The following is a 23,447-nucleotide window of genomic DNA, read 5'->3' as shown; positions in this document are numbered from 1 at the left end:
CAAGTGGAACACGGAAAGGCAGAGCATGAATAAGAAAACCGGAGTGGCGGCAGTGGCTGCAGTGGCAGCGATCGGCGGATATATGTGGTGGAGTGCCGAAGATGCGCCGGCCCCGACTGCCAGCGGTGACACCATGGTTGCCGTGAACCTACCAGATAGCCTGAGCGAGGCTGCCCAAATTGGCGCGCGCGCATTTGAGACGAAATGTTCGGCTTGCCATGGGGCCAACGGTGCCGGGCGCGAAGGCTCTGGCCCGCCGCTGATCCACAAAATCTATGAGCCCAGCCACCACGGCGATGGGGCGTTCATGGTGGCCGCCAGCAACGGCGTGCGCCAGCACCACTGGTCTTTCGGCAGCATGCCCCCGGTCGAAGGGATTACCCAGGCAGAGGTGGAATCCATCGTGACCTACGTGCGCGAGGTTCAGCGTGCCAACGGGATCAACTAGGAGCCAAGGCAAGGTAAATCGCGCTGTAACAATTCGTTAGGATTTGGAAAAGATCAGGAAAAAGTTGACCTCCACAAATAAGATAACGTCACTTGTGAGATCATAGAATCGCACAAGCGATCGAACCCGCCGGGGAGGGCGGGCATGGGAGGAAGACAATTTGGCCAAGCCGCTGACGCGTGCCGACGGACCACAGTCCGTGCCGGCGCTGTTGCACCGCAACGCAAGTGAATTCGCAAACGCCCCCGCTTACCGGGAGAAAGAATACGGGATCTGGCAAAGCTGGACCTGGTCGCAGACCCGCGACGAGGTTGAGGCGCTGGCGCTTGGTTTCTTGGAGCTGGGGTTGAACGAAGGCGATTTTGTCGCCGTTATCGGCCGCAACCGGCCCACACTTTACTGGGCCATGATGGCGGCGCAAATGGCCGGGGCCGTGCCAGTGCCGCTCTACCAAGATGCCAACGCCGAAGAGATGGCCTATGTCATGGGCCATTGCGGCGCGCGTTTTGCCGTCGTGGGCGATCAGGAACAGGTCGACAAGATTATTGAGGTGCAGGCGCAGCTGCCCGACTTTGAGCGGATGATCTATCTCGACCCACGCGGGTTGCGCAAATACGACCACTCCAAGCTCGACCAATACAGCGCCGTGCAGGAAATGGGCCGCGCCAACCGCGAAAAACATATCGCGGAACTGGAAGCCCGTCAGGCCAAGCTGAATTACGATTCAACTGGCGTAATGCTTTATACCTCGGGCACCACTGGCAAGCCGAAGGGCGTGGTGCTGTCCAACCGCAACGTGATCGAGACGGCGAAATCTTCGTCCGAGTTCGACAATCTGCGTCGCACGGATGAGATCCTTGCCTATCTGCCGATGGCATGGGTGGGGGACTTCATCTTTTCCGTCGGCCAAGCGCTCTGGACCGGGTTCTGCACCAACTGCCCCGAAAGCGCCGAGACGATGCATGTCGATCTGCGCGAGATCGGGCCGACCTACTATTTCGCTCCGCCGCGTGTGTTCGAGACGCAGCTGACCAGCGTTATGATCCGTATGGAAGACGCGAGCCGCTTTAAAAAATGGCTGTTCGATACCTTCATGGCCCATGCCCGCAAGGTTGGGCCAGCGATTTTGGACGGCAAGAAGGTCTCGTTCATGGACCGCGCGAAATATGCGCTGGGCGAGTTGATGATCTATGGCCCGCTGAAAAATACGTTGGGCTTTAGCCGCGTGCGCGTCGGCTATACCGCCGGTGAGGCGATTGGGCCGGAGATTTTCGACTTCTACCGCTCGCTCGGCATCAACCTCAAACAACTCTACGGTCAGACCGAGGCGACGGTGTTCATCACCGCGCAGCCCGATGGCGAGGTGCGCAGCGACACCGTGGGTGTGACCTGCCCCGGCGTTGAGTTGAAAATCGCGGACAATGGCGAGGTCTTCTACCGCTCGCCGGGTGTCTTTGTGGAATACTACAAGAACCCCGAAAGCACCGCCGACACCAAGGATGCCGAAGGCTGGGTCGCCACGGGTGATGCGGGCTTTATCGAAGAAGGTTCGGGCCACCTGCGCATCATCGACCGCGCCAAGGATGTGGGCCAGATGGCCGATGGGCGGCTCTTTGCGCCGAAGTATGTAGAGAACAAGCTGAAGTTCTTCCCCAACATTCTTGAGACTGTCGTGTTTGGCAACCAGCGCACGGAATGCACCGCTTTCATCAACATCGACCTCACGGCGGTGGGGAACTGGGCCGAGCGTAACAACATCGGCTACGCCTCTTACCAAGAACTGGCGCGGCATCCGCAGGTGATGGACACGATCCAAAGCCATGTGGAGGAGGTGAACCGCTCGGTCGCCGAGGATGAGATGCTGTCTGGCTGTCAGGTGCATCGCTTCGTTGTCCTGCACAAAGAACTCGACGCTGATGATGGTGAATTGACCCGCACCCGCAAAGTGCGCCGCAAGATCATCGAAGAGAAATACGCCGATATCATCGCAGCGCTCTATGACGGCTCCAAACAGGTCAGCACCGAGACGGAAGTGACCTATGAGGACGGCCGCAAAGGCTCGATCAAGGCGACGCTCGAAATTCGCGATGCCGCCGTGCAGCCGACCAGCCACAAGATGGCAGCGGAATGAGCGTGGCGCAGGCGAGTGGCGGGCAGCCCGGAACTATGGAAAGGGACAGCGTGAAAGATCAGGCTGACAGCTATGTCACCGACGACGGCCGCACCATCGGCCCCACGGTGATGGAGATGAAAAACATCACCTTGCGTTTTGGCGGTGTGGAAGCGATCAAGGACATCTCGTTCGACATCCGCGAGGGCGAAATCCGCGCGATCATCGGGCCGAACGGGGCGGGTAAGTCCTCAATGCTCAATGTGATCAGTGGCTTCTACGTCCCGCAGGAGGGCAAAGTTTGGTACAAGGGGGCGCGGCGTCCGCCGATGAAGCCGTTTGAGGTGGCCCAGCAGGGCATCGCCCGGACCTTTCAGAATATCGCGCTGTTCGAAGGCATGTCGGTGCTCGACAACGTCATGACGGGCCGTCTGACCCAGATGAAATCAGGCCTGCTGGCGCAGTCGATCTGGAAGGGCAAGGCCGAGCGCGAAGAGATCGAAAACCGCGAGATTGCCGAGAAGGTCATCGACTTTCTGGAAATCCAAGCGATCCGCAAGACGCCGGTGGCGCGTCTGCCCTACGGTCTGAAGAAACGCGTTGAACTGGCCCGCGCCTTGGCGGCTGAGCCGACGATCCTGCTGCTCGATGAGCCGATGGCAGGCATGAACGTCGAGGAAAAAGAGGACATGTCCCGCTTCATCCTCGATGTGAATGACGAGTTTGGCACCACCATCGCGCTGATTGAGCACGACATGGGCGTGGTCATGGACCTGAGCGACCGCGTCGTCGTGATGGATTACGGCCGCAAGATCGGTGACGGCTCGCCCCACGACGTGCGCAACAATCAAGAGGTGATCGACGCCTATCTGGGGGTGGCACATGAGTGATCTTTGCACGGCGACCGCAGGCAGCAACACTGCCGTTCTGACTTTGGGGAGGGCCAATGATGCCTGAGCAACTGGCGTTTACAATCGAGGTCTTCATGAACGGGCTGATGGCCGGGGTGCTCTATGCGCTCGTGGCGCTTGGCTTCGTGCTGATCTACAAGGCTTCGGGCATTTTCAATTATGCTCAGGGTGTTATGGCGCTTTTCGCCGCGCTGACACTGGTCGGGATCATGGACGGGCAGGTGCCCTTTAGCCACCTGATCAATGCGATCCTCGGCACCGAGGTGCACCACTTCGGTTGGCATGTGCCTGCCTTCCTTGCCATCGTGCTGACGATGGTGGTGATGATCGTGCTGGCCTATTGCGTGCAGCGGTTCGTATTCCGCTACCTTGTGGGCCAAGAGCCGATCATCCTTTTCATGGCGACCATCGGTCTGGCCTATTTCCTTGAAGGCGTCGGCGATCTGATGTGGGGGTCTGAGATCAAGACGCTCGACGTTGGTCTGCCGCAGGGTATCAACGTCTGGATTGATGAGTTCACTTTTGAGGCCACCGGCTACGGCTTCTTTATCGACAACCTTGATATCGTGGCCTCCATCGTCGCGGCGATCCTTGTGATCGGGTTGGTGATGTTTGCGCAATACACCAAACAGGGCCGCGCGATGCGGGCTGTGGCAGATGACCATCAGGCCGCACTGTCGGTGGGGGTTTCGCTCAACTTCATCTGGATCTTGGTCTGGTCACTCGCAGGGTTCGTCGCGCTGGTCGCGGGCATCATGTGGGGCGCGAAATCGGGCGTGCAATTCTCGCTGTCACTGATCGCGCTGAAGGCACTGCCGGTGCTGATGCTTGGTGGTTTCACCTCGATCCCCGGCGCGATTGTTGGCGGGCTGATCATCGGCGTGGGTGAGAAACTGTTCGAGTTCCTGATCGGTGCCCCTTTCCTTGGCGGCGCGACCGAGAACTGGTTCGCCTATATGCTGGCGCTCGTCTTCCTCGTCTTCCGCCCGCAGGGCCTGTTTGGGGAGAAGATCATTGAACGGGTTTGATACAGGCATGATGCGCCACTGTGCATCCAACGACACAATGATCGCAGAAGGGAAATCAGTCTAATGTTCTATCGTGAAGCAGGCGATTTCAGCACAACTTACGCCGAAGACCAGCAGACCTTTCCGATCAAATTCGACCGCTACCGCTACTATGTGGTGCTGTTCGTTGCGATCTTTGTCATTCCCTTCATGGTCAATGACTACTGGGTAAACTCGCTGTTCCTGCCCTTCCTGATCTACGCCATTGCGGCGATTGGGCTGAACATCCTTGTCGGCTATTGCGGGCAGGTGAGCCTTGGCACCGGGGGCTTCATGGCTGTGGGCGCTTACGCCTGCTACAAGCTGATGACGGCGATGCCAGATGTGAGCATGTTCATCCATGTGCTGCTGGCCGGTGTGATTACCGCCGCCGTGGGAGCGCTCTTTGGCCTGCCGAGCCTGCGGATCAAGGGATTCTACCTTGCCGTGGCGACGCTGGCGGCGCAGTTCTTCCTTGTTTGGCTGTTTAACCGGGTGCCGTGGTTCTACAACTACTCCGCTTCGGGCCAGATCAGCGCGCCTGAGCGGGACACTTTCGGCATCTTGATTACCGGACCGAGTGCCGATGCGTGGGCAACCTATATGTTCTGCCTAATCTTTACCGTCGGCAGTGCACTGGTGGCACGCAACCTGACGCGCGGCTCGGTGGGCCGCAAATGGATGGCGATCCGCGACATGGACATCGCGGCCGAGATCATCGGGGTGAACCCATTGCGGGCGAAACTGACGGCCTTTGCGGTCAGCTCCTTCTTCATCGGCATCTCGGGCGCGCTGTTCTTTTCGATCTACCTCGGCGCGGTCGAAGTGGGCGAAGCCTTTGGCATCCAGAAGAGCTTCCTTGTGCTCTTCATGATCATCATCGGCGGCTTGGGCAGCATCTTTGGCAGCTTTGCCGGGGCCGCGTTCCTTGTGCTGCTGCCGGTGCTGCTTAAGATTGTCGGCGTCGACTGGCTGGGCTGGCCCACGGATATCGTGGCCCACTTGCAGCTGGTGATTGTGGGCGGGCTGATCATCATCTTCCTGATCGCAGAGCCGCACGGGTTGGCGCAACTGTGGCGCGTGGCCAAGGAAAAACTGAGATTGTGGCCCTTCCCGCACTAGGGAAGGCCATGAAAATTGAGGCGGGGGGAGGAAACCCGGCCCATAACCTAAGTCGGACATATCCAAGGGAGGAAACACCGATGAAATATAAACTGGGAACACTGGCCGTAGCTGGCCTGATGGCCGCAAGCCCCGCAATGGCGGAACTTGTCTTTCCATCGCTGAGCTACCGCACCGGGCCTTACGCGGCAGGGGGCATCCCCTTTGCTGACGGCTATGCCGACTACTTCACGCTGCTGAATGAGCGCGACGGCGGCATCGGCGGCGAAACGATCCGCGTGCCGGAATGCGAAACCGCCTATAACACTGAAAAAGGCGTGGAATGCTACGAGTCCACCAAAGGCGAAGGCGCGCTGGTGTATCAGCCGCTGTCCACCGGCATCACCTACCAGCTGATCCCCAAAGTCACCGCCGATGACATCCCAATGCTGACATCGGGTCTGGGCCGCACCTCGGCCAAGGACGGCAACACCTTCAGCCACGTCTTCAACTTCCCAGCCAACTATTGGGATGGTGCTTCGGTTGCGGTCAAGCACATCTTGGAAGAAGAAGGCGGCGACCTGAACGGCAAGAAAATCGCGCTGGTCTACCACAACTCCGCCTATGGCAAGGAGCCGATCCGCACGCTGCAAGAGCTGAGCAAGAAGCACGGCTTTGAGCTGGCCGAAGTGCCAGTCGATCACCCCGGTCAGGAACAGAAGTCCCAGTGGCTGCAAATCCGCCGCGACAAGCCTGACTATGTCATCATGTATGGCTGGGGCGTGATGAACCAAGTGGCCGTTCAGGAAGCTGCCAACATCCGCTTCCCGATGGACAAGTTCATCGGCATCTGGTGGTCCGGCTCTGAAAACGACGTGCTCTCTGCTGGTGCGGCCGCTGACGGCTATAAGGCGCTGACCTTCCACAACGTCGGCTCCGACTATCCGCTCTATGACGATCTGAAAAAGCACGTCGTTGACGCGGGCAAGGCCGCAGGCGCGGGCGATCAGGTCGGCACGGTGCTCTATAACCGCGGCATCTATGCCGCGATGCTGGTGGCCGAAGCCGCCCGTACCGCGCAGGAAATCCACGGCGTGACCGACATCACCAGCGGTCAGATGCGCGATGGGATGGAACAGCTGGAAATCACCGAAGAGAAGATGGCCGCCCTTGGCCTGCCGAACTTTGGTCCTGAGTTCCAAGTGTCCTGTGAAAACCACGGCGGCAATGGCTTCGCGGCCATGACGCAGTGGGATGCGGACGCGAAGGAGTGGAAGCTAATTTCTGACTTCATGCAGTCGGATCAGGACGTGATCCAGCCGCTGATCGATGAAGACTCCTCGGCCTATGCCAAAGAGAACGCCATCGAAGGCAACTGCAAATAAGCCATGCTCCCGGCTGCCCTTTAAGGGTGGCCGGGGACTTCCGAACCCCAAGAAAGGTCCTTCCCATGCTGGATGCTGCCAACACCAATGACGTCGCAGTCGAAAACCTGCTTGAGGTCAACAATATCGAGGTGATCTACAACCACGTCATCCTCGTGCTGAAGGGCGTCAGCCTGAACGTGCCCAAGGGCGGCATCACCGCGCTGCTGGGCGGCAACGGCGCAGGCAAGACGACGACGCTCAAGGCGATCTCGGGGCTGCTGGCGTCTGAGCGCGGTGAAGTCACCAAGGGCTCGATCAAGTATCGCAACACCCCGATCCAGCACCAAGACCCCGCCGAGACCGTGAAGAAGGGTGTCGTGCAGGTCATGGAAGGCCGCCACTGCTTTGAACACCTCACCATCGAAGAAAACCTGCTGACCGGCGCCTATACCCGCACCGACGGCAACGCCGCGATCCAGCGTGATCTTGAGATGGTCTATGATTATTTCCCCCGCCTGAAGGAGCGCCGCCGTTCGCAGGCTGGCTATACCTCGGGTGGCGAGCAGCAGATGTGCGCCATTGGCCGCGCGCTGATGTCCCGACCCGAGACGATCCTCTTGGATGAGCCCTCGATGGGTCTGGCCCCACAGTTGGTTGAGCAGATTTTCGAGATTGTGAAGTCGGTGAACGAAAAAGAAGGCGTAACCTTCCTTCTGGCCGAGCAAAACACCAACGTCGCGCTGCGCTTTGCTCATTACGGCTACATTCTGGAATCGGGCCGCGTTGTGATGGATGGCCCCGCCAAGGACCTGCGCGAGAACCAAGACGTGAAGGAATTCTACCTCGGCATGTCCGACGAAGGCCGCAAGAGCTTTCGCGACGTGCGCAGCTACCGCCGCCGCAAACGCTGGCTAAGCTAAGCCGAAGTCTGAGACGAAACACGACCGAAGCGGGCCTATGCCCTCTCCAGTGATGCCATAGCAGGAAAGTGACAGGGATGCTGACCAAGCCCCATTTCGACGATCTAGAAACCCGCAGCGCCCGTGAGCGTGCCGCCGATCTGGCCAAGGCTCTGCCGCAACAGATCGCCCGCGCGCAGGCACTTCCGGGATATGGCGACGCGCTGAAAGGTGTCGACGCGGCAAAGATTACCTCTGCCGAGGCGTTGGCTGACCTCCCTGTGCTGCGCAAATCGGAACTCGGTAAAGCCCAGGCGGGCAACGCGCCTTTTGGCGGCTTTACCACCAAGCCGGTGCATGAGTTTTCCCATGTCTTCCAATCCCCCGGCCCGATCTACGAGCCGTCCAGCAACGCCCCCGACTGGTGGCGCATGGGACGGTTTCTGCATGCAGCAGGCATTGGTGCAGGGGATATCGTGCACAACTGCTTTGGCTATCACCTAACCCCGGCGGGCATGATCTTTGAATCCGGTGCACGGGCGGTGGGGGCCACCGTGCTGCCCGCCGGTACGGGGCAGACTGAGCTACAAGTCACCGCTGCGCGGGATGTAGGATCAACCGCCTATGCGGGCACGCCAGATTACCTCAAGGTGATCTTGGAAAAGGCCGATGCGATGGGCGTTGAGCTGAAAATTACCAAGGCGGCGGTAGGCGGTGGCGCGCTCTTCCCCAGCCTGCGTGCATTTTACGAGGAGCGCGGCATCACCTGCCTGCAATCCTATGCCACTGCCGACCTGGGCAATATCGCCTATGAAAGCCCGGCGATGGAGGGGCTGATCGTCGATGAACAGGTCATCGTCGAGATCGTCACCCCCGGCACTGGCATTCCGGTTGCGCCCGGCGAGGTGGGCGAGGTCGTGGTGACCACGCTCAACCCAGACTATCCCCTAATCCGTTTCGCGACCGGTGATCTAAGCGCCGTGCTGGAGGGCGAAAGCCCCTGTGGCCGCACCAACATGCGCATCAAAGGCTGGATGGGCCGCGCCGATCAAACCACCAAGATTAAGGGCATGTTCGTTCGCCCCGAGCAGGTAGCGGCATTGGTTGCCCAGCACGACGAAATCGAAAAGGCCCGCGTCATCGCCAGCCGCGAAGGCGAGGCTGATGTGATGACCGTGCAGATTGAGACCGCAAATGGAGACGAGGCGCGCTACGCACAATCCGTGGCTGATCTGCTTAAGCTGAAGGGCCGCGTGGAGCTCGTTCCTCCCGGCAGCCTGCCCCGCGACGGTCTGGTGATTGAGGACCAGCGCAGCTACGACTGAGGCGCGGCGTCGCGCCCTCTGGCATTTCCGAGTGAATTGGTCGAAATAGGGGCATGACGTCGAAACCCGCCCCCTCCGCCACACCCCACCTCTCTCGCGCCCGCGACGGGCTGCGCGCCCTTTCCGGTGTCGCGCTGACCGTAGCCGCCATCTGTGCGCTGCCGATGATCGCCGTGTTGATCGCGGCGCTCAGCGGTGGGACAGAGACGGTGCAGCATTTGATCGATACCGTTTTGGGCCGCTATACGGTCACGACGCTGTTGCTAGTGTTGTTGGTGTCGGCGGGGACATTCTCTATCGGGGTTGGCGCGGCGTGGCTGGTCACGATGACCCGCTTCCCTGGCGCGAAGGTCTTAGAAATCGCGCTGGTGCTACCCTTGGCCTTTCCCGCCTATGTTCTGGCCTATGCCTATACCCATGTTTTGGATCACCCCGGCATTGTGCAGGCAACGTTGCGCGACGTGACTGGATGGGGGCCGCGCGACTATTGGTTCCCAGAGATACGTTCGCTCGGCGGTGCAGCGGCGATGCTGGTGTTGGTGCTTTATCCTTACGTCTATCTATTGGCCCGCGCGGCCTTCCTTCAGCAAAGCGGTACGACATTTCTGGCGGCTCGCGCCCTTGGCTCCAGCGCTTGGGCCGCGTTCTTCAAGGTCAGCCTGCCGCTGGCCCGACCTGCCATCGCAGGCGGCGTGCTGCTGGCGGTGATGGAAACCATCGCTGATTTCGGCACTGTGGCGTACTTCGGCGTGCAAACCTTTGCAACGGGCATCTACACCAGTTGGTTTTCCATGTTCGACCGCGCCGCTGCCGCGCAATTGGCGCTATGCTTGCTGAGCTTTGCGTTGCTGTCGGCGATGCTAGAGCGCGCACAGCGCGGTAAGGCGAAATACCATGATCCGGCGCGGCGCACCCAATCGGCGCCGCCTTCAGAGTTGAAGGGCTGGCAAGCGGCGGCGGCCATCGTGCTGTGCGGTGTGCCGGTGCTTTTTGGCGCGGTGCTGCCGGTGGTAGTCCTTGTGACCATGGGGATGGAGTCTGAGCAGAACCTGTTCAGCCCGCGGTACTTAGGCTTCATGCGCAATTCGGTGACGCTGGCCGGTATCGCCGCTGTGCTGACGGTGCTGGCGGCGATCAGCGTGGGGTTCTTTCGGCGGTTGCGGCCTGGGCGGCTTTCCCAAGGTGCGGCCTATGTGGCGCGCTTGGGCTATGCGGTGCCGGGCGGGGTAATTGCGGTGGGGCTTTTGGTCCCTTTCGCGGCCTTTGATAATGCGCTGGATCCGTGGATGCGGGCGACTTTCGATATTTCCACAGGATTGCTTATCACCGGGTCGATCTGGCTGTTGGTGCTGGCCTATTTAGTGCGCTTCCTCGCCGCGGCGCTTGGCGCCTACGAAGGCGGGCAGTCGATGGTGCATGCCAATATGGACGCCGCTGCGCGGTCGCTGGGGCAGACACCACTGGGGACGCTGCGCCGGGTGCATCTGCCGATTCTTGCGCCCAGTCTGCTAACCGCGCTGCTGATCGTGTTTGTCGATGTGATGAAAGAATTGCCCGCGACGCTGATCATGCGACCGTTCAACTATGACACGCTGGCGGTGCAGGCGTACCGCTTGGCAAGCGATGAGCGGTTGAACGGGGCAGCGGTGCCGAGCTTGGTGATCGTTGCGATGGGGCTGCTGCCGGTGATCTTGATCTGCCGGCAGGTGGGACGTCAGCGTTAGAGAACGAGGGCAAGCGCCTGTCCGTGGAGTGGCGATCCTGACGCTGTTTCGTGCCACATTATGGTGAAGCCTTGGTGTGACTTAGCAGAGTCGCACCCAACCTCACCAAATCGCCAGCCCGTCGCACCAGAGGTGCGCCGATATTGATCGGCACGCCTCTGGCGTGATGGAACGGGCAGGCGATGGCCCGGCGCCTGCGGCTTGATTCCGGGTTAGGGTGGCAGCAGTTATCAAAAAAAAAGGCGGGCTCGATAGCCCGCCTTTCACATCTGATTAGAGGGTGATTATTCCCAGCCAACCGTGTCAAAGATCTTCTGCGCGGTGCCGATATTCTCGGCCACGTCTGACAAGTTCACTTCGTCGGCTTTGAATTCACCCAACTGCTTCACGCTATCGGCCAGCTCAACACCTTCCACGGTCGGGAATTCGTCGTTGCCCGCCGAGAAGTAGACCTGCGCCTGATCAGAGGCGAGGTATTCAAGAAAAGCGACAGCGTTTTCACGGTTCGGAGCGTTCTTGGCTACACCGCCACCCGAAAGGTTCATATGCGCGCCGTTGCCTTCTTGGTCCGGCCAGATCAGGCCGATCTTGTCGATGTCGGCGCTCACGCCGTCCACATCAGTGCGGATCGCGCGGGCGAAATAGTAGCTGTTGGAGACCGCGATGTCGCATTCACCCGAGACGATGCCGCGCAGCTGGTCGGTGTCGCCCCCCTGCGGTGCGCGCGCCATGTTGTCGACCACACCCTGCGCCCATTCGGTCGCGGCTTCTTCACCCTCGTGCGTCACGATGGTAGCCAACAGAGTCTGGTTGTAGGTGTTGGTCGAGGACCGGATGCAGACCTGACCTTTGTAGGCAGGATCGGCGAGGTCCATGTAAGTCGCGGGTGGGGTGTCCAGCGTCTCTTTGTTAAAGAAGATGATCCGCGCGCGCTGCGACAGGCCGAACCACTGGTTGTCGTCGTCTTGCAGGTTGCCGGGGATGCGCTCTTCAAGCGTGTCACTCTCCACCGCTTGCAGCAGGCCCATGTCTTTGGCGCGCTTGAGGCGGCTGGTGTCGACGGTCAGCAGCACGTCGGCGGGGGAGTTGGCACCCTCGGCTTCCATACGGGCCAGCAGTTCGTCGGCCTTGCCTTCGATGCGGTTGATGGTGATGCCAGTTGCTTCGGTAAAGTCGGAGTAGAGGCGCTCATCGGTGTCATAGTGACGGGCGGAGTAGAGGTTCAACTCGCCATCGGCCAGCGCGGGTAGTGCCAGCGACATAAGCGCGGCGGTGGCAGTCGATGTTTTGCAGAAGGTCATATCAGGGTCCTGTTTCATTTGGGATAACTTGACTGAAACAGTAAGAAACAGATTTTAGAGGCCCCTGCAACCAATTCCGAGCAATTTTGTCGGAAAACCGCCGGCCTGTTCTGGCCGACGGTTGCATGGTCAGCTTTCGCCGCCGATTTTGTCTTGAGTCTTAGTATCGAAATCACTGGAATCGTGACGCTCATGCAATTGCATCGACAGGTCATCGCCAAAAGCGCGGTTGACCATACGGCCACGTGTCACGGCAGGGCGGGCATCAATCGCCTCGGCCCAACGCATCACGTTTTTGTAGGAGGTCACGTCAAGGAACTCCGCCGCAGAATAGAGCCGTCCGAGCACCAACTGGCCGTACCAGCTCCAGATCGCCATATCGGCGATGGAGTATTCGTCGGCGAAATAGTCATGCTCGGCCAGATGCTTGTCCATCACGTCAAGCTGGCGCTTGGTCTCCATCGCGAAGCGGTTGATGGGGTACTCATACTTCTCTGGCGCGTAAGCATAGAAATGGCCAAAACCACCGCCGAGGTAAGGCGCGCTGCCCATCTGCCAAAAGAGCCACGACAGCGCTTCGGTGCGGCGCGCGGGATCGGTGGGCAGGAAGGCACCGAATTTTTCGGCCAAATAGAGCAGGATCGCTCCCGATTCGAAGACCCGCTGCGGCGTGTCGCCGGAGCGGTCCAGCAGCGCGGGGATCTTGGAGTTAGGGTTCACCTCGACAAAGCCAGAGCCGAACTGATCGCCCTCAGAAATATCGATAAGCCAAGCATCATATTCGGCCCCCTTATGGCCGGCCTCCAGCAGTTCTTCGAACATTACCGTGACTTTGACGCCATTCGGCGTGGCCAGCGAATGGAGTTGGAACGGATGCTTGCCCACGGGCAGCTCTTTGTCATGGGTAGCACCGGCGATGGGGCGGTTTGTGCTGGCGAATTTGCCGCCACTCTCGGCGTCCCACTTCCAAACTTTAGGGGGCGTATATTCGGGCGTGTCCGACATGCTGGTATTCCTTGTTATTCTGGTCTGCTTTGTAGGTGGGGCTTTGCGCTGTTCTTGCAAGCGCTGTGCCGCAACGAAAAAGGCCGCCCCAAGAAGGAACGGCCTTTAAAATCGAATTGCTGCAAGTCTCAGCCCTGACGGGCTTTGAACCGGCGCTGCGTTTTGTTGATAACGTAAACGCGGCCTTTGCGACGCACAACACGGCAATCGCGATGCCGATTCTTGAGCGAGCGGAGCGAATTGCGAACCTTCATAGGTGGTCTCCTCATGTCGTGGCGCGGGCCAGCGCCTGGGTTGCGGGCAACCCGCCAAGGCGGGTCGATGAATAAATGGTGGGCGATACTGGGATCGAACCAGTGACCCCTTCGATGTCAACGAAGTGCTCTACCGCTGAGCTAATCACCCACTTAACGACGTTTCAAAACCGGCCCCAAACAAAAATGGGGCGCGAAATTTCGCGCCGTTTGGGTGCTATAAAAGGAGTCGGCAGGAGGATCAAGGGCTTTTGACGCGGAATAAACACGCTATGTTCGACTTAGAGGGATTTATTATGCCGATGACCGCTTACGAAGTACTGCATCCTGACCGCAACCTGTCTTGCGTGGTCTTTGCGTCGCCCCATTCGGGACGCGATTATGCGGGGTCCTTCTTGCGGCGGTCGGTTTTGGATGAACATGCGATCCGCTCTTCTGAGGATGCGTTCGTCGACCGTTTATTCGATTGTGCGCCGCGCTATGGCGCGGCTTTCATCAAAGCGGGGGCGCCGCGCGCCTATATCGACCTTAACCGCGCACCGGAAGAATTGGACCCCTCGGTGATCGAAGGGGTGTCACGGCAGGGACATAACCCGCGCGTGGCGTCTGGGCTGGGTGTGATTCCCCGCGTAGTCGCAAATGGTCGGGCGATTTATCGCGGAAAACTCAGCCAGGAAGAGGCACAGCTGCGAATCGACAGCTACTGGCGGCCCTATCATACCAAATTGCAGGAATTGCTGACCCGGGCGCATCGTCGCCATGGGCAGGCGGTGCTGGTTGATTGCCACTCTATGCCGCATGAGGCGATGGACGGCGTGGCCCGTAGCGGAATGCGGCGGCCTGATGTCGTGCTTGGCGACCGTTTCGGCGCGGCGGCTGGCGGGGAGGTGGTTGACCGGATCGAAGCGGCCTTTGTTGATGCCGGTTTCGTCGTGACGCGCAACTCGCCCTTTGCCGGAGCCTATATTACCCAAGCCTATGGCCGCCCCTCACGCGGGCAACATGCAGTGCAGGTAGAGATCGACCGCGCGCTTTACATGAACGAGCGTTTGATTCGTCCAAACGGCGCTTTCGAGGCGGTGCAGGCGGCGCTGCAACGGGTGGTGGCCGAAGTGGCGCAGATCGGCCAGGAGCGTTTGCCGCTTGCGGCGGAATAGATCGCGCACCGCTCACCGCAGGGCGCGGCCTTTCAGGATCGCCTTTTCTCCGAAACGGCTGCGGATGCTATCGGCGGCGCGTTCGGCCTTGCTGCGCTGTACAGCACCAGGATCAAGCAGGTCACCCGCCGTATCTGCGCCCTCTGCACCTGAAAGCTCCGACAGTCCTACACCGATAAGCCGGTACGAGGTTTTGTGCTCTACTTGATCGAACAGCGCGCGGGCAGTGCGGTAGATCCGGTCGGCCAGTTGCGTCGGATCGTGCAACGACAGACGGCGCGACAGCAAAGAGTGATCGGCACGTTTCAGTTTCAGCGTTACCACCCGGCCCGCCATGTCCTTGGCCTTGGCACGGTCCGCGACCTTTTCCGCCAAGCGCCATATGTGCCCGTCGAGAATCTCATGGTTGCCCGTATCGTCAGAGAAGGTCGTTTCATTGCTGATCGACTTTACCGGGCGGTGCCGCGACACGCGGCGTTTGTCTTGGCCACGTGCCAGATGCCAAAGCCGGTCACCCATACTGCCAAAGCGGGCGATGAGGTCGGTCTGCTCCCACCGCAGCAGATCAGAAAAGCTACGGATGCCCGCCTTTTCCAGCGAGGTCTGTGTGGCGGCCCCAACGCCCCAGATCATTCCGACGGGTTTGTCGCGCAGAAAATCAGCGGTCTCGCCCGCGCCGATCACTGAAAACCCATGCGGCTTGTCGAGGTCTGATGCGACCTTGGCCAAAAACTTGTTATGGCTCAGCCCAATGGAGCCTGTCAGCCCCAGCTCCAGCTTCATCCGCCGCACCAGACGGGCCAACATCACCGCGGGGGGCTGGCCGTGTAGCCGCGCGGTCCCGGTCATATCGAGGAAGGCCTCATCAAGCGAGAGGGGCTCAATCGCCGGGGTCATCTCTTCCATCATCGCGCGAATTGCGCGGGAGGCTTCGACATAGGCTTCCATCCGCGGTTTGATGATCACCGCTTCGGGGCAGAGTTTGAGTGCCTGAAACATCGGCATGGCCGAACGCACGCCCCGGATGCGCGCCACATAGCAGGCCGTCGAGACGACGCCGCGCCGTCCACCGCCGATGATGACGGGTTTGCCTGACAGCTCGGGATTGTCGCGTTTCTCAACCGAGGCATAGAAGGCGTCGCAATCCATATGCGCGATGGACAGATCGAAAAGCTCGGGATGTGACAGCACACGGGGGCTGCCACAACGCGGACAGCGTCGCGCCGGGGCGATTTCGTTCAAACAGTCGCGACAGAGGGTAGCCATGGATACACCGAGAGGGCAGGGTTCGGGCGACGACTCTAACCAGATCGCGGGGGTTTGAACATGGGTTTTGATGGGGCCAAGCTGGCGCTCTATCTCGGAGAGAAGTTGGCGGTGATCCTGCGCGATGACACGCCGGGGCTGCTATTTGCCGATCACTGGGATTTGCCCGGCGGTGGGCGCGAGGGGGCAGAGACCCCGCTCGCCTGCGCCCTGCGCGAATGCCGCGAAGAGCTAGGGATAGCGGTGCCCGAGCAGGCCGTGGTCTGGCAGGGCAGTTTTGATGAGGCCGGGCGCACCAAATGGTTCTTTGTTGCACGGATGCCTGCACAGGCGGAGGCAGAGATCATATTTGGCGATGAAGGTCAGCGCTGGAGGTTGATGGAGGAAGAGGAGTTCCTGAACCATCCTCGTGCCGTGCCTGCGTTTCAGGATCGGCTTAGGGTCTATTTGGCGCAGTCTGCGACGGGCAACGCTGAGGTTTTGCGGGGGAAATAAAGGCCCCCCGCTTGCGTTAGCGGGGGGGAGGTGACGAACATCAGGAAGAACCAGTTCGTCGGGGAGTATCACCTGAGTTCAACATAACATGTTAGGGAGTTTCTGCCTAACATTCATGGTCTCAGCGTCGGTGCATCGCGGCGCCCTGTGGTCGATTTGCTACAGATGGCGGAAAGCACTTTGTTAATATTCAGAAATTTCCTGCAGCACGGCGCGGGCGGCGGCGGCAGGGTCTTCTGCTTGCCAGATTGGGCGGCCTACCACGATGTGGTCTGCGCCATCTGCGATGGCCTGACCCGGTGTGGCAACGCGCTTTTGGTCGCCCAAAGCAGCGCCTTGCGGCCGCACGCCGGGGGTGACGATGAGCTTGCCCGTCGCTTCGGGTAATGCGCGGATCGCGGCGGCTTCTTGAGGGGAGGCGATGACCCCATCTGCGCCAGCGTCCAGCGCGCGGCCTGCGCGGGTTAGCACCAGATCACCCAGATCGCCCGGTTGGATCAGCGCGGCGTCAAGGTCGGCACGGTCGAGCGACGTCAGGATCGTCACGGCGAGGATCTTCATATCAGTCCCTGCAGCACCCTGTTTCGCGGCGGCCACGACATGCGGGTCGCCATGCACGGTGAGGAAATCCAGATCGAACTGCGCCAAACCGCGTACTGCGGCTTCAACCGTGGCGCCGATATCGAAAAGCTTCATATCTAGAAAAATGCGTTTGCCGTGCTCTTGCTTCAGCTCATTGGCCAAGGCCAGCCCGCCTCCGGTCAGCATCCCAAGGCCAATTTTATAAAAGCCCACCGCATCGCCGAGGGTCTGGGCCAGTTCCATCCCCGCGACCGCATGGGGAACATCAAGGGCGACAATCAGACGGTCATCAGACATGCGGGGGCTCCTGCCAATTTTCGGACGGCTTTGACCTACGCTGCAGGGCGCAGCAAGTCCATCATTCATTCAATCGGGCAGGGCGCAAAAAAAGAGGCCCGAACACCGCATCGCGGGGTCCGGGCCCAGTGTTCAGAGACTTAGCAGGCAGGCACTGGTCTCTGGTGTGCGGATCGCCACATCGGGACAGATGAGGTGGCGGCAGGTCCGCGGGGCAGCCGCGCGGCAGGCAGGCGCCGCGCGGAAGAGGGTTAGGCTGCGTCGCGACCAGAGAGGTGCATGACCTCTTCCAGCCAGCGCAGCGGATCAAAGCTACGGCGTCCGGCCCGCAGAGCGGGGACGTGGCGCAGAACTTCGGAGCTTAGACCACGTTTCTGAGCGTGGCGGCGGATTGCTTGACGGGAGAGCCCGTCAGCGGCATCGCTGTATGACATGGTGATCGGGGCTTCGATTGCGCAAGCGTAGCGGCGCAACTGCTCCCCGTCTTGGACGGTAACCAGCGCTTCGAAACACTGAGTGGCCGCGTTGTAGATGACATCGGTCAACTGGATAGGGCGCGTCTGCATCGTTTCACCTCTTGCGTTCGTTTGAACCCGGCAGGCTTTCTGTTCCTGCTCTCGTCTAATCAATAAACGCAGCAAAGAGCCAAATGGTTTCATTATGGTGACAAGTTCTGTGGATAAGAATTAGATATACAATCTAAACAAGAGGTTAACATCGCAATTTCGGTCTCAATTTCGCCCCATTTCCGCCATATTGACGAAATTTCACTATTTAGGTGGCCGTCTCTCGGCGGTTTTTTGCGATATGTTGGTCTTGAATGGGCGGGTCCGCTTCCCAAATTAATACCGAGGCTCAGACAGATGTGCGCCGCTTATCGGGCACAGCATTTTGGAGCGCTTTTAGAAAAGGAGAGACCCATGGACTTGAGCAAGTTCACGGAGAGATCGCGCGGCTTTATTCAAGCAGCGCAGACCATTGCGACACGGGAAAGCCACCAACGGCTGGCGCCTGAACATGTCCTCAAGGCACTGCTAGACGATGACCAAGGGCTCGCGCGGAACCTTATTGCTGCATCGGGTGGTGATGGTGCGCGCGTGATGCAGGCGCTGGATCTGTCGCTTGGTAAAATCCCCAAAGTCACGGGCGACGCAGCACAGGTCTATCTGGATGGCACCACCGCAAAGGTGTTGGCCGAGGCTGAGGCCATGGCGAAGAAGGCGGGCGATAGTTTCGTTACCGTTGAGCGCATTCTGACGGCGCTATGCATGGTGAAATCCGGTGCGAAGACCGCGTTGGAAGCGGGTAAAGTGACCGCGCAGGGGCTGAACAGTGCCATCAATGACGTGCGCAAGGGCCGCAAGGCCGATAGCGCGACGGCGGAAGAGGGGTATGATGCGCTGAAGAAGTACAGCCTCGATCTGACTGAACGCGCCGAAGAGGGCAAGATTGACCCAATCATCGGTCGGGACGAAGAAATTCGCCGTACCATGCAGGTGCTGAGCCGTCGGACCAAGAATAACCCGGTACTGATCGGTGAGCCGGGTGTGGGTAAGACTGCCATTGCCGAAGGCTTAGCCTTGCGGATCGTCCATGGCGACGTGCCTGAAAGCCTCCGCAACAAACGCCTGCTTGCACTTGATATGGGCGCGCTGATTGCTGGTGCAAAGTATCGCGGTGAGTTTGAAGAGCGCCTGAAGGCCGTGCTGACCGAGGTCACTGAGGCCGCGGGCGAGGTGATCCTGTTCATCGATGAGATGCATACGCTTGTGGGAGCCGGGAAAGCCGATGGCGCGATGGATGCGTCAAACCTGCTGAAGCCGGCGCTGGCGCGGGGTGAGTTGCACTGTGTTGGTGCAACCACGCTCGACGAATACCGCAAATATGTAGAGAAAGACGCGGCTTTGGCCCGGCGGTTCCAGCCTGTAATGGTGCAAGAGCCAACGGTGGAAGACACCGTGTCGATCCTGCGGGGTATCAAAGAGAAGTATGAGTTGCACCACGGCGTGCGCATCACCGATACGGCGCTGGTTGCGGCAGCAACGCTCAGCCATCGCTACATCACCGACCGCTTCCTGCCCGACAAGGCAATCGACCTCATGGACGAAGCGGCCAGCCGTCTGCGCATGGAAGTCGACAGCAAGCCCGAAGAGTTGGACGCGCTGGATCGCCAAATCATGCAACTCCAGATCGAGGCTGAGGCGCTGAAGAAAGAAGACGACACCGCGTCGAAGGACCGTCTGGAAACCCTGCAAAAGGATTTGAGTGATCTGCAGGACCGCAGCGCCGAGATGACAGCGCAGTGGCAGGCTGAGCGGGACAAACTGGCTGGCGCACGCGACATCAAGGAAAAGCTGGACCACGCGCGGGCCGATCTCGACATCGCCAAGCGCGAAGGCAACCTCGCACGCGCGGGCGAGCTATCTTATGGCGTGATCCCCCAGCTAGAGCGCGACCTTGAGGAAGCCGAAGGCCGTGAGGACGATATGATGGTCGAAGAGGCCGTGCGCCCGGATCAGATCGCCAGCGTGGTTGAGCGTTGGACGGGCATTCCAGCGGGCAAGATGCTGGAAGGCGAGCGTGACAAGCTGCTGCGCATGGAAGACCAGTTGCATGGTCGCGTGATTGGGCAGAGTGCTGCTGTGAAGGCGGTTGCCAATGCCGTGCGCCGTGCGCGGGCTGGGCTGAACGACGAAAACCGCCCGCTGGGCAGCTTCCTCTTCCTCGGGCCAACTGGCGTGGGCAAGACTGAGCTGACCAAGGCGGTGGCCGAATTCCTCTTTGATGATGACAGCGCAATGGTGCGCATCGATATGTCGGAGTTCATGGAGAAACACTCGGTCGCGCGTCTGATCGGTGCCCCTCCGGGCTATGTCGGTTATGACGAGGGTGGTGTGTTGACCGAAGCGGTGCGGCGTCGGCCCTATCAGGTCGTGCTGTTTGATGAGGTCGAAAAGGCGCATCCGGATGTCTTCAACGTGCTGTTGCAGGTGCTTGACGACGGTGTGCTGACCGATGGTCAGGGCCGCACGGTCAATTTCAAGCAAACGCTGATCATCCTGACCTCGAACCTTGGCGCGCAGGCGCTGAGCCAACTGCCGGATGGCGGTGACATGGCCGGGGCCAAGCGCGATGTGATGGACGCGGTGCGGGCGCATTTCCGGCCTGAGTTCCTGAACCGTCTGGACGAGACGATCATCTTTGACCGTCTAGGCCGCGCGGATATGGACGGGATCGTTACGATCCAAATGGCACGGCTGCTCAAGCGGTTGGCGGGGCGGAAGATCACGCTTGATCTCGATGATGCTGCGCGGAAATGGCTGGCAGATGAGGGCTATGACCCGGTCTTCGGGGCGCGGCCACTCAAGCGGGTGATCCAGCGCACCGTGCAGGATCCGCTGGCCGAGATGCTTCTGGCTGGCGATGTGAAGGATGGCGATACCGTCACCGTTCGCACCGGTGCCGATGGGTTGATCATCGGCGATCAGGTGGCCGCATCGAACCGGCCCAAGCCGGATGATGCCACAGTGCATTAAGCGTCAGAGACACTGAGATCAGAGACATGAAGAAAGGCCGGGGTTTTCCCGGCCTTTTTTGTTTCGATGGAAGGCCGCAGTAGATGCCTCTACTCGCCAATCGCTTCTTTCACGATCTCGTCCAGCAGGCTCTGCACTTCTTGCATCGCTCCTTCAGGGAAGGCGCGGTAGCCGATGGTCACTTCGTCACTCTCAGGCAATTGCATGACGAAGATATCGTAGGGGCAAAAGCCGATGTTCATCACATCCGCTTCCATCACCTTGCGTGACAGCGCGGCAGAGCAAAAGCTAAACACCTCTGCCGCCTCAAACAGCACAACGTCAGAACCGACATCGGCGCGCGTGCGGTCCAGCATTTCACCCACATGGCTGACGCTCTCGGGGATCAGCCCTTGGTTCAGGATCGCATTCTCCACCCCAAAGGTCACATCGCCGAAGCTCTGATCGGTGGTGTAGGTGACCATCTCATCCGCTTGCACGGCGCTGGCCAACATTAGACCGGCAGCAAAAAGAAAACGGACCATGACGGCACTCCTTTATATAACGGCGCCTAACATTCCGGTGTGCTGACTGAAATCCCGGCGAAAGGATTTGGTGCAACTGGCGGCGGGCGCTAACTTTCCCTGAGTATAGTAGGGAGCGCTGAAATGGCCAATCGTTGGATTAATCGACTGACAGACAATGACGTGACTGACGAGGCGCAGTACCTAAACCGGCGGCAGATCATGGGCGGCGCGATGGCCGGGCTTGGCTTTGCCGGGCTGGGGCAGGGTGCCAGCGCCCAAGAAGCGCTGACCCCGAATGATTACGAAGACATCACCCAATACAACAATTACTATGAGTTCGGCACCGGTAAGGGCGATCCGGTCAAATACGCGGGAAGCCTGACGACCACACCATGGACAGTGGCCATCGAAGGGATGGTCGACAAGCCGGGCGATTACGCTTTTGAGGACATCATGAAGGCGATGACCATTGAGGAGCGCATCTATCGTCTGCGTTGTGTTGAGGCGTGGTCAATGGTGGTGCCGTGGAACGGGTTTGAGCTGGCCGACATGCTGAACATGGCGGGGGTGCAATCCAGCGCGAAATACGTCGCCTTCGAGACAGCCTACCGCCCCGAGGAAATGCCCGGTCTTCGCTTTCCGGTGCTAGAGTGGCCCTATGTCGAAGGGCTGCGTTTGGATGAGGCGATGCATCCGCTGACGATCATGGCCACCGGTATTTATGGCAAGGACATCCCGAACCAAAACGGCGCGCCGCTGCGGTTGGTGGTGCCGTGGAAGTACGGCTACAAATCCATTAAATCCGTGGTGCGCATTACGCTGACGGACAAGCAGCCGCCGACAAGTTGGAACAAGGCCGCGCCACGGGAATATGGTTTCTACAGCAACGTGAACCCCGACGTGAGCCATCCGCGCTGGTCGCAGGCGGACGAGCGACCCCTCGGCGCTGGCCTCTTTGCGCGGCGCCAGCCTACGCTGATGTTCAATGGCTACGAAGAAGAGGTGGCAGGGCTCTACGAGGGCATGGATCTGACCGCGAATTTTTGATGGGCGACACACTATATATGCAGAGCCGTTTTGGAGGCCTTCGCGAGGCGGTTTTGCCGTTCTGGTTGGCAGCGCGATGACAGGGCTAGTCGACACCCTAAACAGCCTTGCGCGCCGCCTCCCGGTATGGCCGGTCTACCTTATCTTGGCGCTACCAATCCCGTGGTTCTTTTACCAGGGGCTAAACGGCGGGTTGGGCCGCGACCCCGTCAAAGGGTTAGAGCACCTCTACGGCCTATGGGCGCTGCGCTTGCTGATCGCGGGTTTGGTCATTACGCCCCTGCGCCGAGAGCTTGGGCTGAACCTGCTTCGCTTTCGCCGGGCCATTGGCGTTATGACCTTCATCTATGTATTGGCGCATTTGATGGTTTGGGCCGTCTTGGATGTGCAAACCCTGTCGCGCGTTTGGGCTGACATCTTGAAACGGCCTTATATCACGATTGGCATGGCGGGGTTCCTTTGCCTGGTTCCCTTGGCGGCTACCTCGAACAACTGGTCACTGCACAAGCTGGGCGTCCGGTGGCGAAAGCTACACCGCCTTACCTATGCAGCGGCCGTATTGGCGGCGTTTCATTTCATCTGGCTCACAAAGGGCTTTCAATTAGAGCCGCTGGTCTATGCAGCCGTGATTTTGGCGCTTCTTGTCTATCGGTTGCCCCGCAAACGTATCCGGCAAAGGTTTTTACCGGGGTAGGTGACTCGGATTCGGCGGCGGGGCCGCTGATTCACGCTTCGGAATCGCTGCTTCGGACGCTCTGCCCTGTGGATAACTGGTTGCGTTAACATAACCCGCTGTCTTGTAGGGTCGGGAGGCGAGTTTTGGCCGATCAAAAATGCGCACAACACGTTGTAGTTAACCGATTTTTTGATTGTTTTACAAAAACTGCTCAAAACCGCAAAAAATGGCTTGCGGGTCTGCGTCACTAACCTTAGAACCCCCCATACCGGCGGCGCAGAGATGCACCAACGGGGCGCCAGACGGGGCGGACGGAAGCGGAGACGCGGAAGTTTGGATCGGAAGGCGGATAAAAATTCGAGGTATTAGGGCGGGGCGCGCCAAGAAGATAGGG

21 protein-coding genes and 1 tRNA gene are annotated in these 23,447 nt (G+C 59.7%); 14 read left to right on the top strand and 8 right to left on the bottom strand.

The window, feature by feature from the left end:
* The first annotated feature begins 25 nt into the window (after positions 1-25).
* The 9 genes from WNY61_RS17350 (at position 26) to WNY61_RS17310 (ending at position 10,931) form a co-directional block, all read left to right on the top strand.
* Positions 26-448, top strand: coding sequence for a cytochrome c (locus tag WNY61_RS17350; RefSeq protein WP_342852700.1), 423 nt, complete (start codon positions 26-28; stop codon positions 446-448).
* Positions 449-608: 160 nt separating this feature from the next.
* The gene (locus WNY61_RS17345) at positions 609-2,579 is read left to right on the top strand and encodes an AMP-binding protein (protein ID WP_342852699.1); all 1,971 of its coding nucleotides are present in this window, start codon (positions 609-611) and stop codon (positions 2,577-2,579) included.
* A gap of 50 nt (positions 2,580-2,629) precedes the next feature.
* Entirely contained in the window at positions 2,630-3,448 is an 819-nt protein-coding gene (locus tag WNY61_RS17340; RefSeq protein ID WP_342852698.1) for an ABC transporter ATP-binding protein, read from the top strand.
* Between the two features lie 59 nt (positions 3,449-3,507).
* Positions 3,508-4,497: a branched-chain amino acid ABC transporter permease gene (locus tag WNY61_RS17335; protein WP_342852697.1), complete on the top strand. Its 990-nt coding sequence runs from the start codon at positions 3,508-3,510 to the stop codon at positions 4,495-4,497.
* A 63-nt stretch (positions 4,498-4,560) separates the two neighbouring features.
* A complete protein-coding gene (locus tag WNY61_RS17330; protein WP_342852696.1) occupies positions 4,561-5,637 on the top strand; it encodes a branched-chain amino acid ABC transporter permease in 1,077 nt (358 codons plus the stop codon).
* An 80-nt stretch (positions 5,638-5,717) separates the two neighbouring features.
* Positions 5,718-7,001, top strand: a complete 1,284-nt coding sequence (locus WNY61_RS17325) for an ABC transporter substrate-binding protein (protein WP_342852695.1) — start codon at positions 5,718-5,720, stop codon at positions 6,999-7,001.
* A gap of 65 nt (positions 7,002-7,066) precedes the next feature.
* A complete protein-coding gene (locus WNY61_RS17320; RefSeq protein ID WP_342852694.1) occupies positions 7,067-7,903 on the top strand; it encodes an ABC transporter ATP-binding protein in 837 nt (278 codons plus the stop codon).
* Positions 7,904-7,980: 77 nt separating this feature from the next.
* Entirely contained in the window at positions 7,981-9,207 is a 1,227-nt protein-coding gene (locus WNY61_RS17315) for a phenylacetate--CoA ligase family protein (RefSeq protein WP_342852693.1), read from the top strand.
* 53 nt (positions 9,208-9,260) lie between these two features.
* The gene (locus tag WNY61_RS17310; RefSeq protein WP_342852692.1) at positions 9,261-10,931 is read left to right on the top strand and encodes an iron ABC transporter permease; all 1,671 of its coding nucleotides are present in this window, start codon (positions 9,261-9,263) and stop codon (positions 10,929-10,931) included.
* A gap of 284 nt (positions 10,932-11,215) precedes the next feature.
* Here WNY61_RS17310 and WNY61_RS17305 read toward each other — a convergent pair whose 3' ends face one another.
* The 4 genes from WNY61_RS17305 to WNY61_RS17290 form a co-directional block, all read right to left on the bottom strand.
* Positions 11,216-12,232 carry a Fe(3+) ABC transporter substrate-binding protein gene (locus WNY61_RS17305; RefSeq protein WP_342852691.1) on the bottom strand — a complete coding sequence of 339 codons (1,017 nt, stop codon included), beginning with the start codon at positions 12,230-12,232 and terminating at the stop codon, positions 11,216-11,218.
* Positions 12,233-12,361: 129 nt separating this feature from the next.
* Positions 12,362-13,237, bottom strand: coding sequence for a glutathione-dependent disulfide-bond oxidoreductase (gene yghU, locus WNY61_RS17300; RefSeq protein WP_342852690.1), 876 nt, complete (start codon positions 13,235-13,237; stop codon positions 12,362-12,364).
* A gap of 128 nt (positions 13,238-13,365) precedes the next feature.
* Positions 13,366-13,491 (bottom strand): type B 50S ribosomal protein L36, encoded by a 126-nt coding sequence (ykgO, locus tag WNY61_RS17295; protein ID WP_005850168.1) that lies wholly within the window; start codon positions 13,489-13,491, stop codon positions 13,366-13,368.
* 76 nt (positions 13,492-13,567) lie between these two features.
* Positions 13,568-13,642, bottom strand: a tRNA-Val gene (locus tag WNY61_RS17290).
* Between the two features lie 145 nt (positions 13,643-13,787).
* Here WNY61_RS17290 and WNY61_RS17285 point away from each other — a divergent pair.
* Complete coding sequence (locus WNY61_RS17285; protein WP_342852689.1) at positions 13,788-14,648, top strand: N-formylglutamate amidohydrolase; 861 nt, start codon at positions 13,788-13,790, stop codon at positions 14,646-14,648.
* Positions 14,649-14,660: 12 nt separating this feature from the next.
* Here the strand turns inward: WNY61_RS17285 and WNY61_RS17280 are convergent, their stop codons facing one another.
* Positions 14,661-15,914: a DNA polymerase IV gene (locus WNY61_RS17280; RefSeq protein ID WP_342852688.1), complete on the bottom strand. Its 1,254-nt coding sequence runs from the start codon at positions 15,912-15,914 to the stop codon at positions 14,661-14,663.
* A gap of 60 nt (positions 15,915-15,974) precedes the next feature.
* Here WNY61_RS17280 and WNY61_RS17275 point away from each other — a divergent pair, with 60 nt between their 5' ends.
* Positions 15,975-16,409, top strand: coding sequence for an NUDIX hydrolase (locus WNY61_RS17275; RefSeq protein WP_342852687.1), 435 nt, complete (start codon positions 15,975-15,977; stop codon positions 16,407-16,409).
* Between the two features lie 183 nt (positions 16,410-16,592).
* Here WNY61_RS17275 and pyrF read toward each other — a convergent pair whose 3' ends face one another.
* Positions 16,593-17,288, bottom strand: coding sequence for an orotidine-5'-phosphate decarboxylase (gene pyrF / locus WNY61_RS17270; protein WP_342852686.1), 696 nt, complete (start codon positions 17,286-17,288; stop codon positions 16,593-16,595).
* A 251-nt stretch (positions 17,289-17,539) separates the two neighbouring features.
* The gene (locus tag WNY61_RS17265) at positions 17,540-17,854 is read right to left on the bottom strand and encodes a hypothetical protein (RefSeq protein ID WP_007118809.1); all 315 of its coding nucleotides are present in this window, start codon (positions 17,852-17,854) and stop codon (positions 17,540-17,542) included.
* A gap of 354 nt (positions 17,855-18,208) precedes the next feature.
* On the opposite strand from WNY61_RS17265, the gene clpB reads away from it, so the two are divergent.
* The gene (gene clpB, locus WNY61_RS17260) at positions 18,209-20,824 is read left to right on the top strand and encodes an ATP-dependent chaperone ClpB (protein WP_342852685.1); all 2,616 of its coding nucleotides are present in this window, start codon (positions 18,209-18,211) and stop codon (positions 20,822-20,824) included.
* Positions 20,825-20,913: 89 nt separating this feature from the next.
* Here the strand turns inward: clpB and WNY61_RS17255 are convergent, their stop codons facing one another.
* Positions 20,914-21,348, bottom strand: a complete 435-nt coding sequence (locus WNY61_RS17255) for a DUF302 domain-containing protein (RefSeq protein WP_342852684.1) — start codon at positions 21,346-21,348, stop codon at positions 20,914-20,916.
* A gap of 123 nt (positions 21,349-21,471) precedes the next feature.
* Here WNY61_RS17255 and msrP point away from each other — a divergent pair, with 123 nt between their 5' ends.
* Positions 21,472-22,377: a protein-methionine-sulfoxide reductase catalytic subunit MsrP gene (gene msrP, locus WNY61_RS17250; RefSeq protein ID WP_342852683.1), complete on the top strand. Its 906-nt coding sequence runs from the start codon at positions 21,472-21,474 to the stop codon at positions 22,375-22,377.
* 76 nt (positions 22,378-22,453) lie between these two features.
* Positions 22,454-23,071 (top strand): protein-methionine-sulfoxide reductase heme-binding subunit MsrQ, encoded by a 618-nt coding sequence (msrQ, locus tag WNY61_RS17245; RefSeq protein WP_342852682.1) that lies wholly within the window; start codon positions 22,454-22,456, stop codon positions 23,069-23,071.
* Positions 23,072-23,447: the final 376 nt, after the last annotated feature.

Source organism: Sulfitobacter sp. AS92, from assembly GCF_038900015.1.
Taxonomy (GTDB): Bacteria; Pseudomonadota; Alphaproteobacteria; order Rhodobacterales; family Rhodobacteraceae; genus Sulfitobacter.
This window is presented reverse-complemented; position numbering and strand designations above follow the sequence as displayed.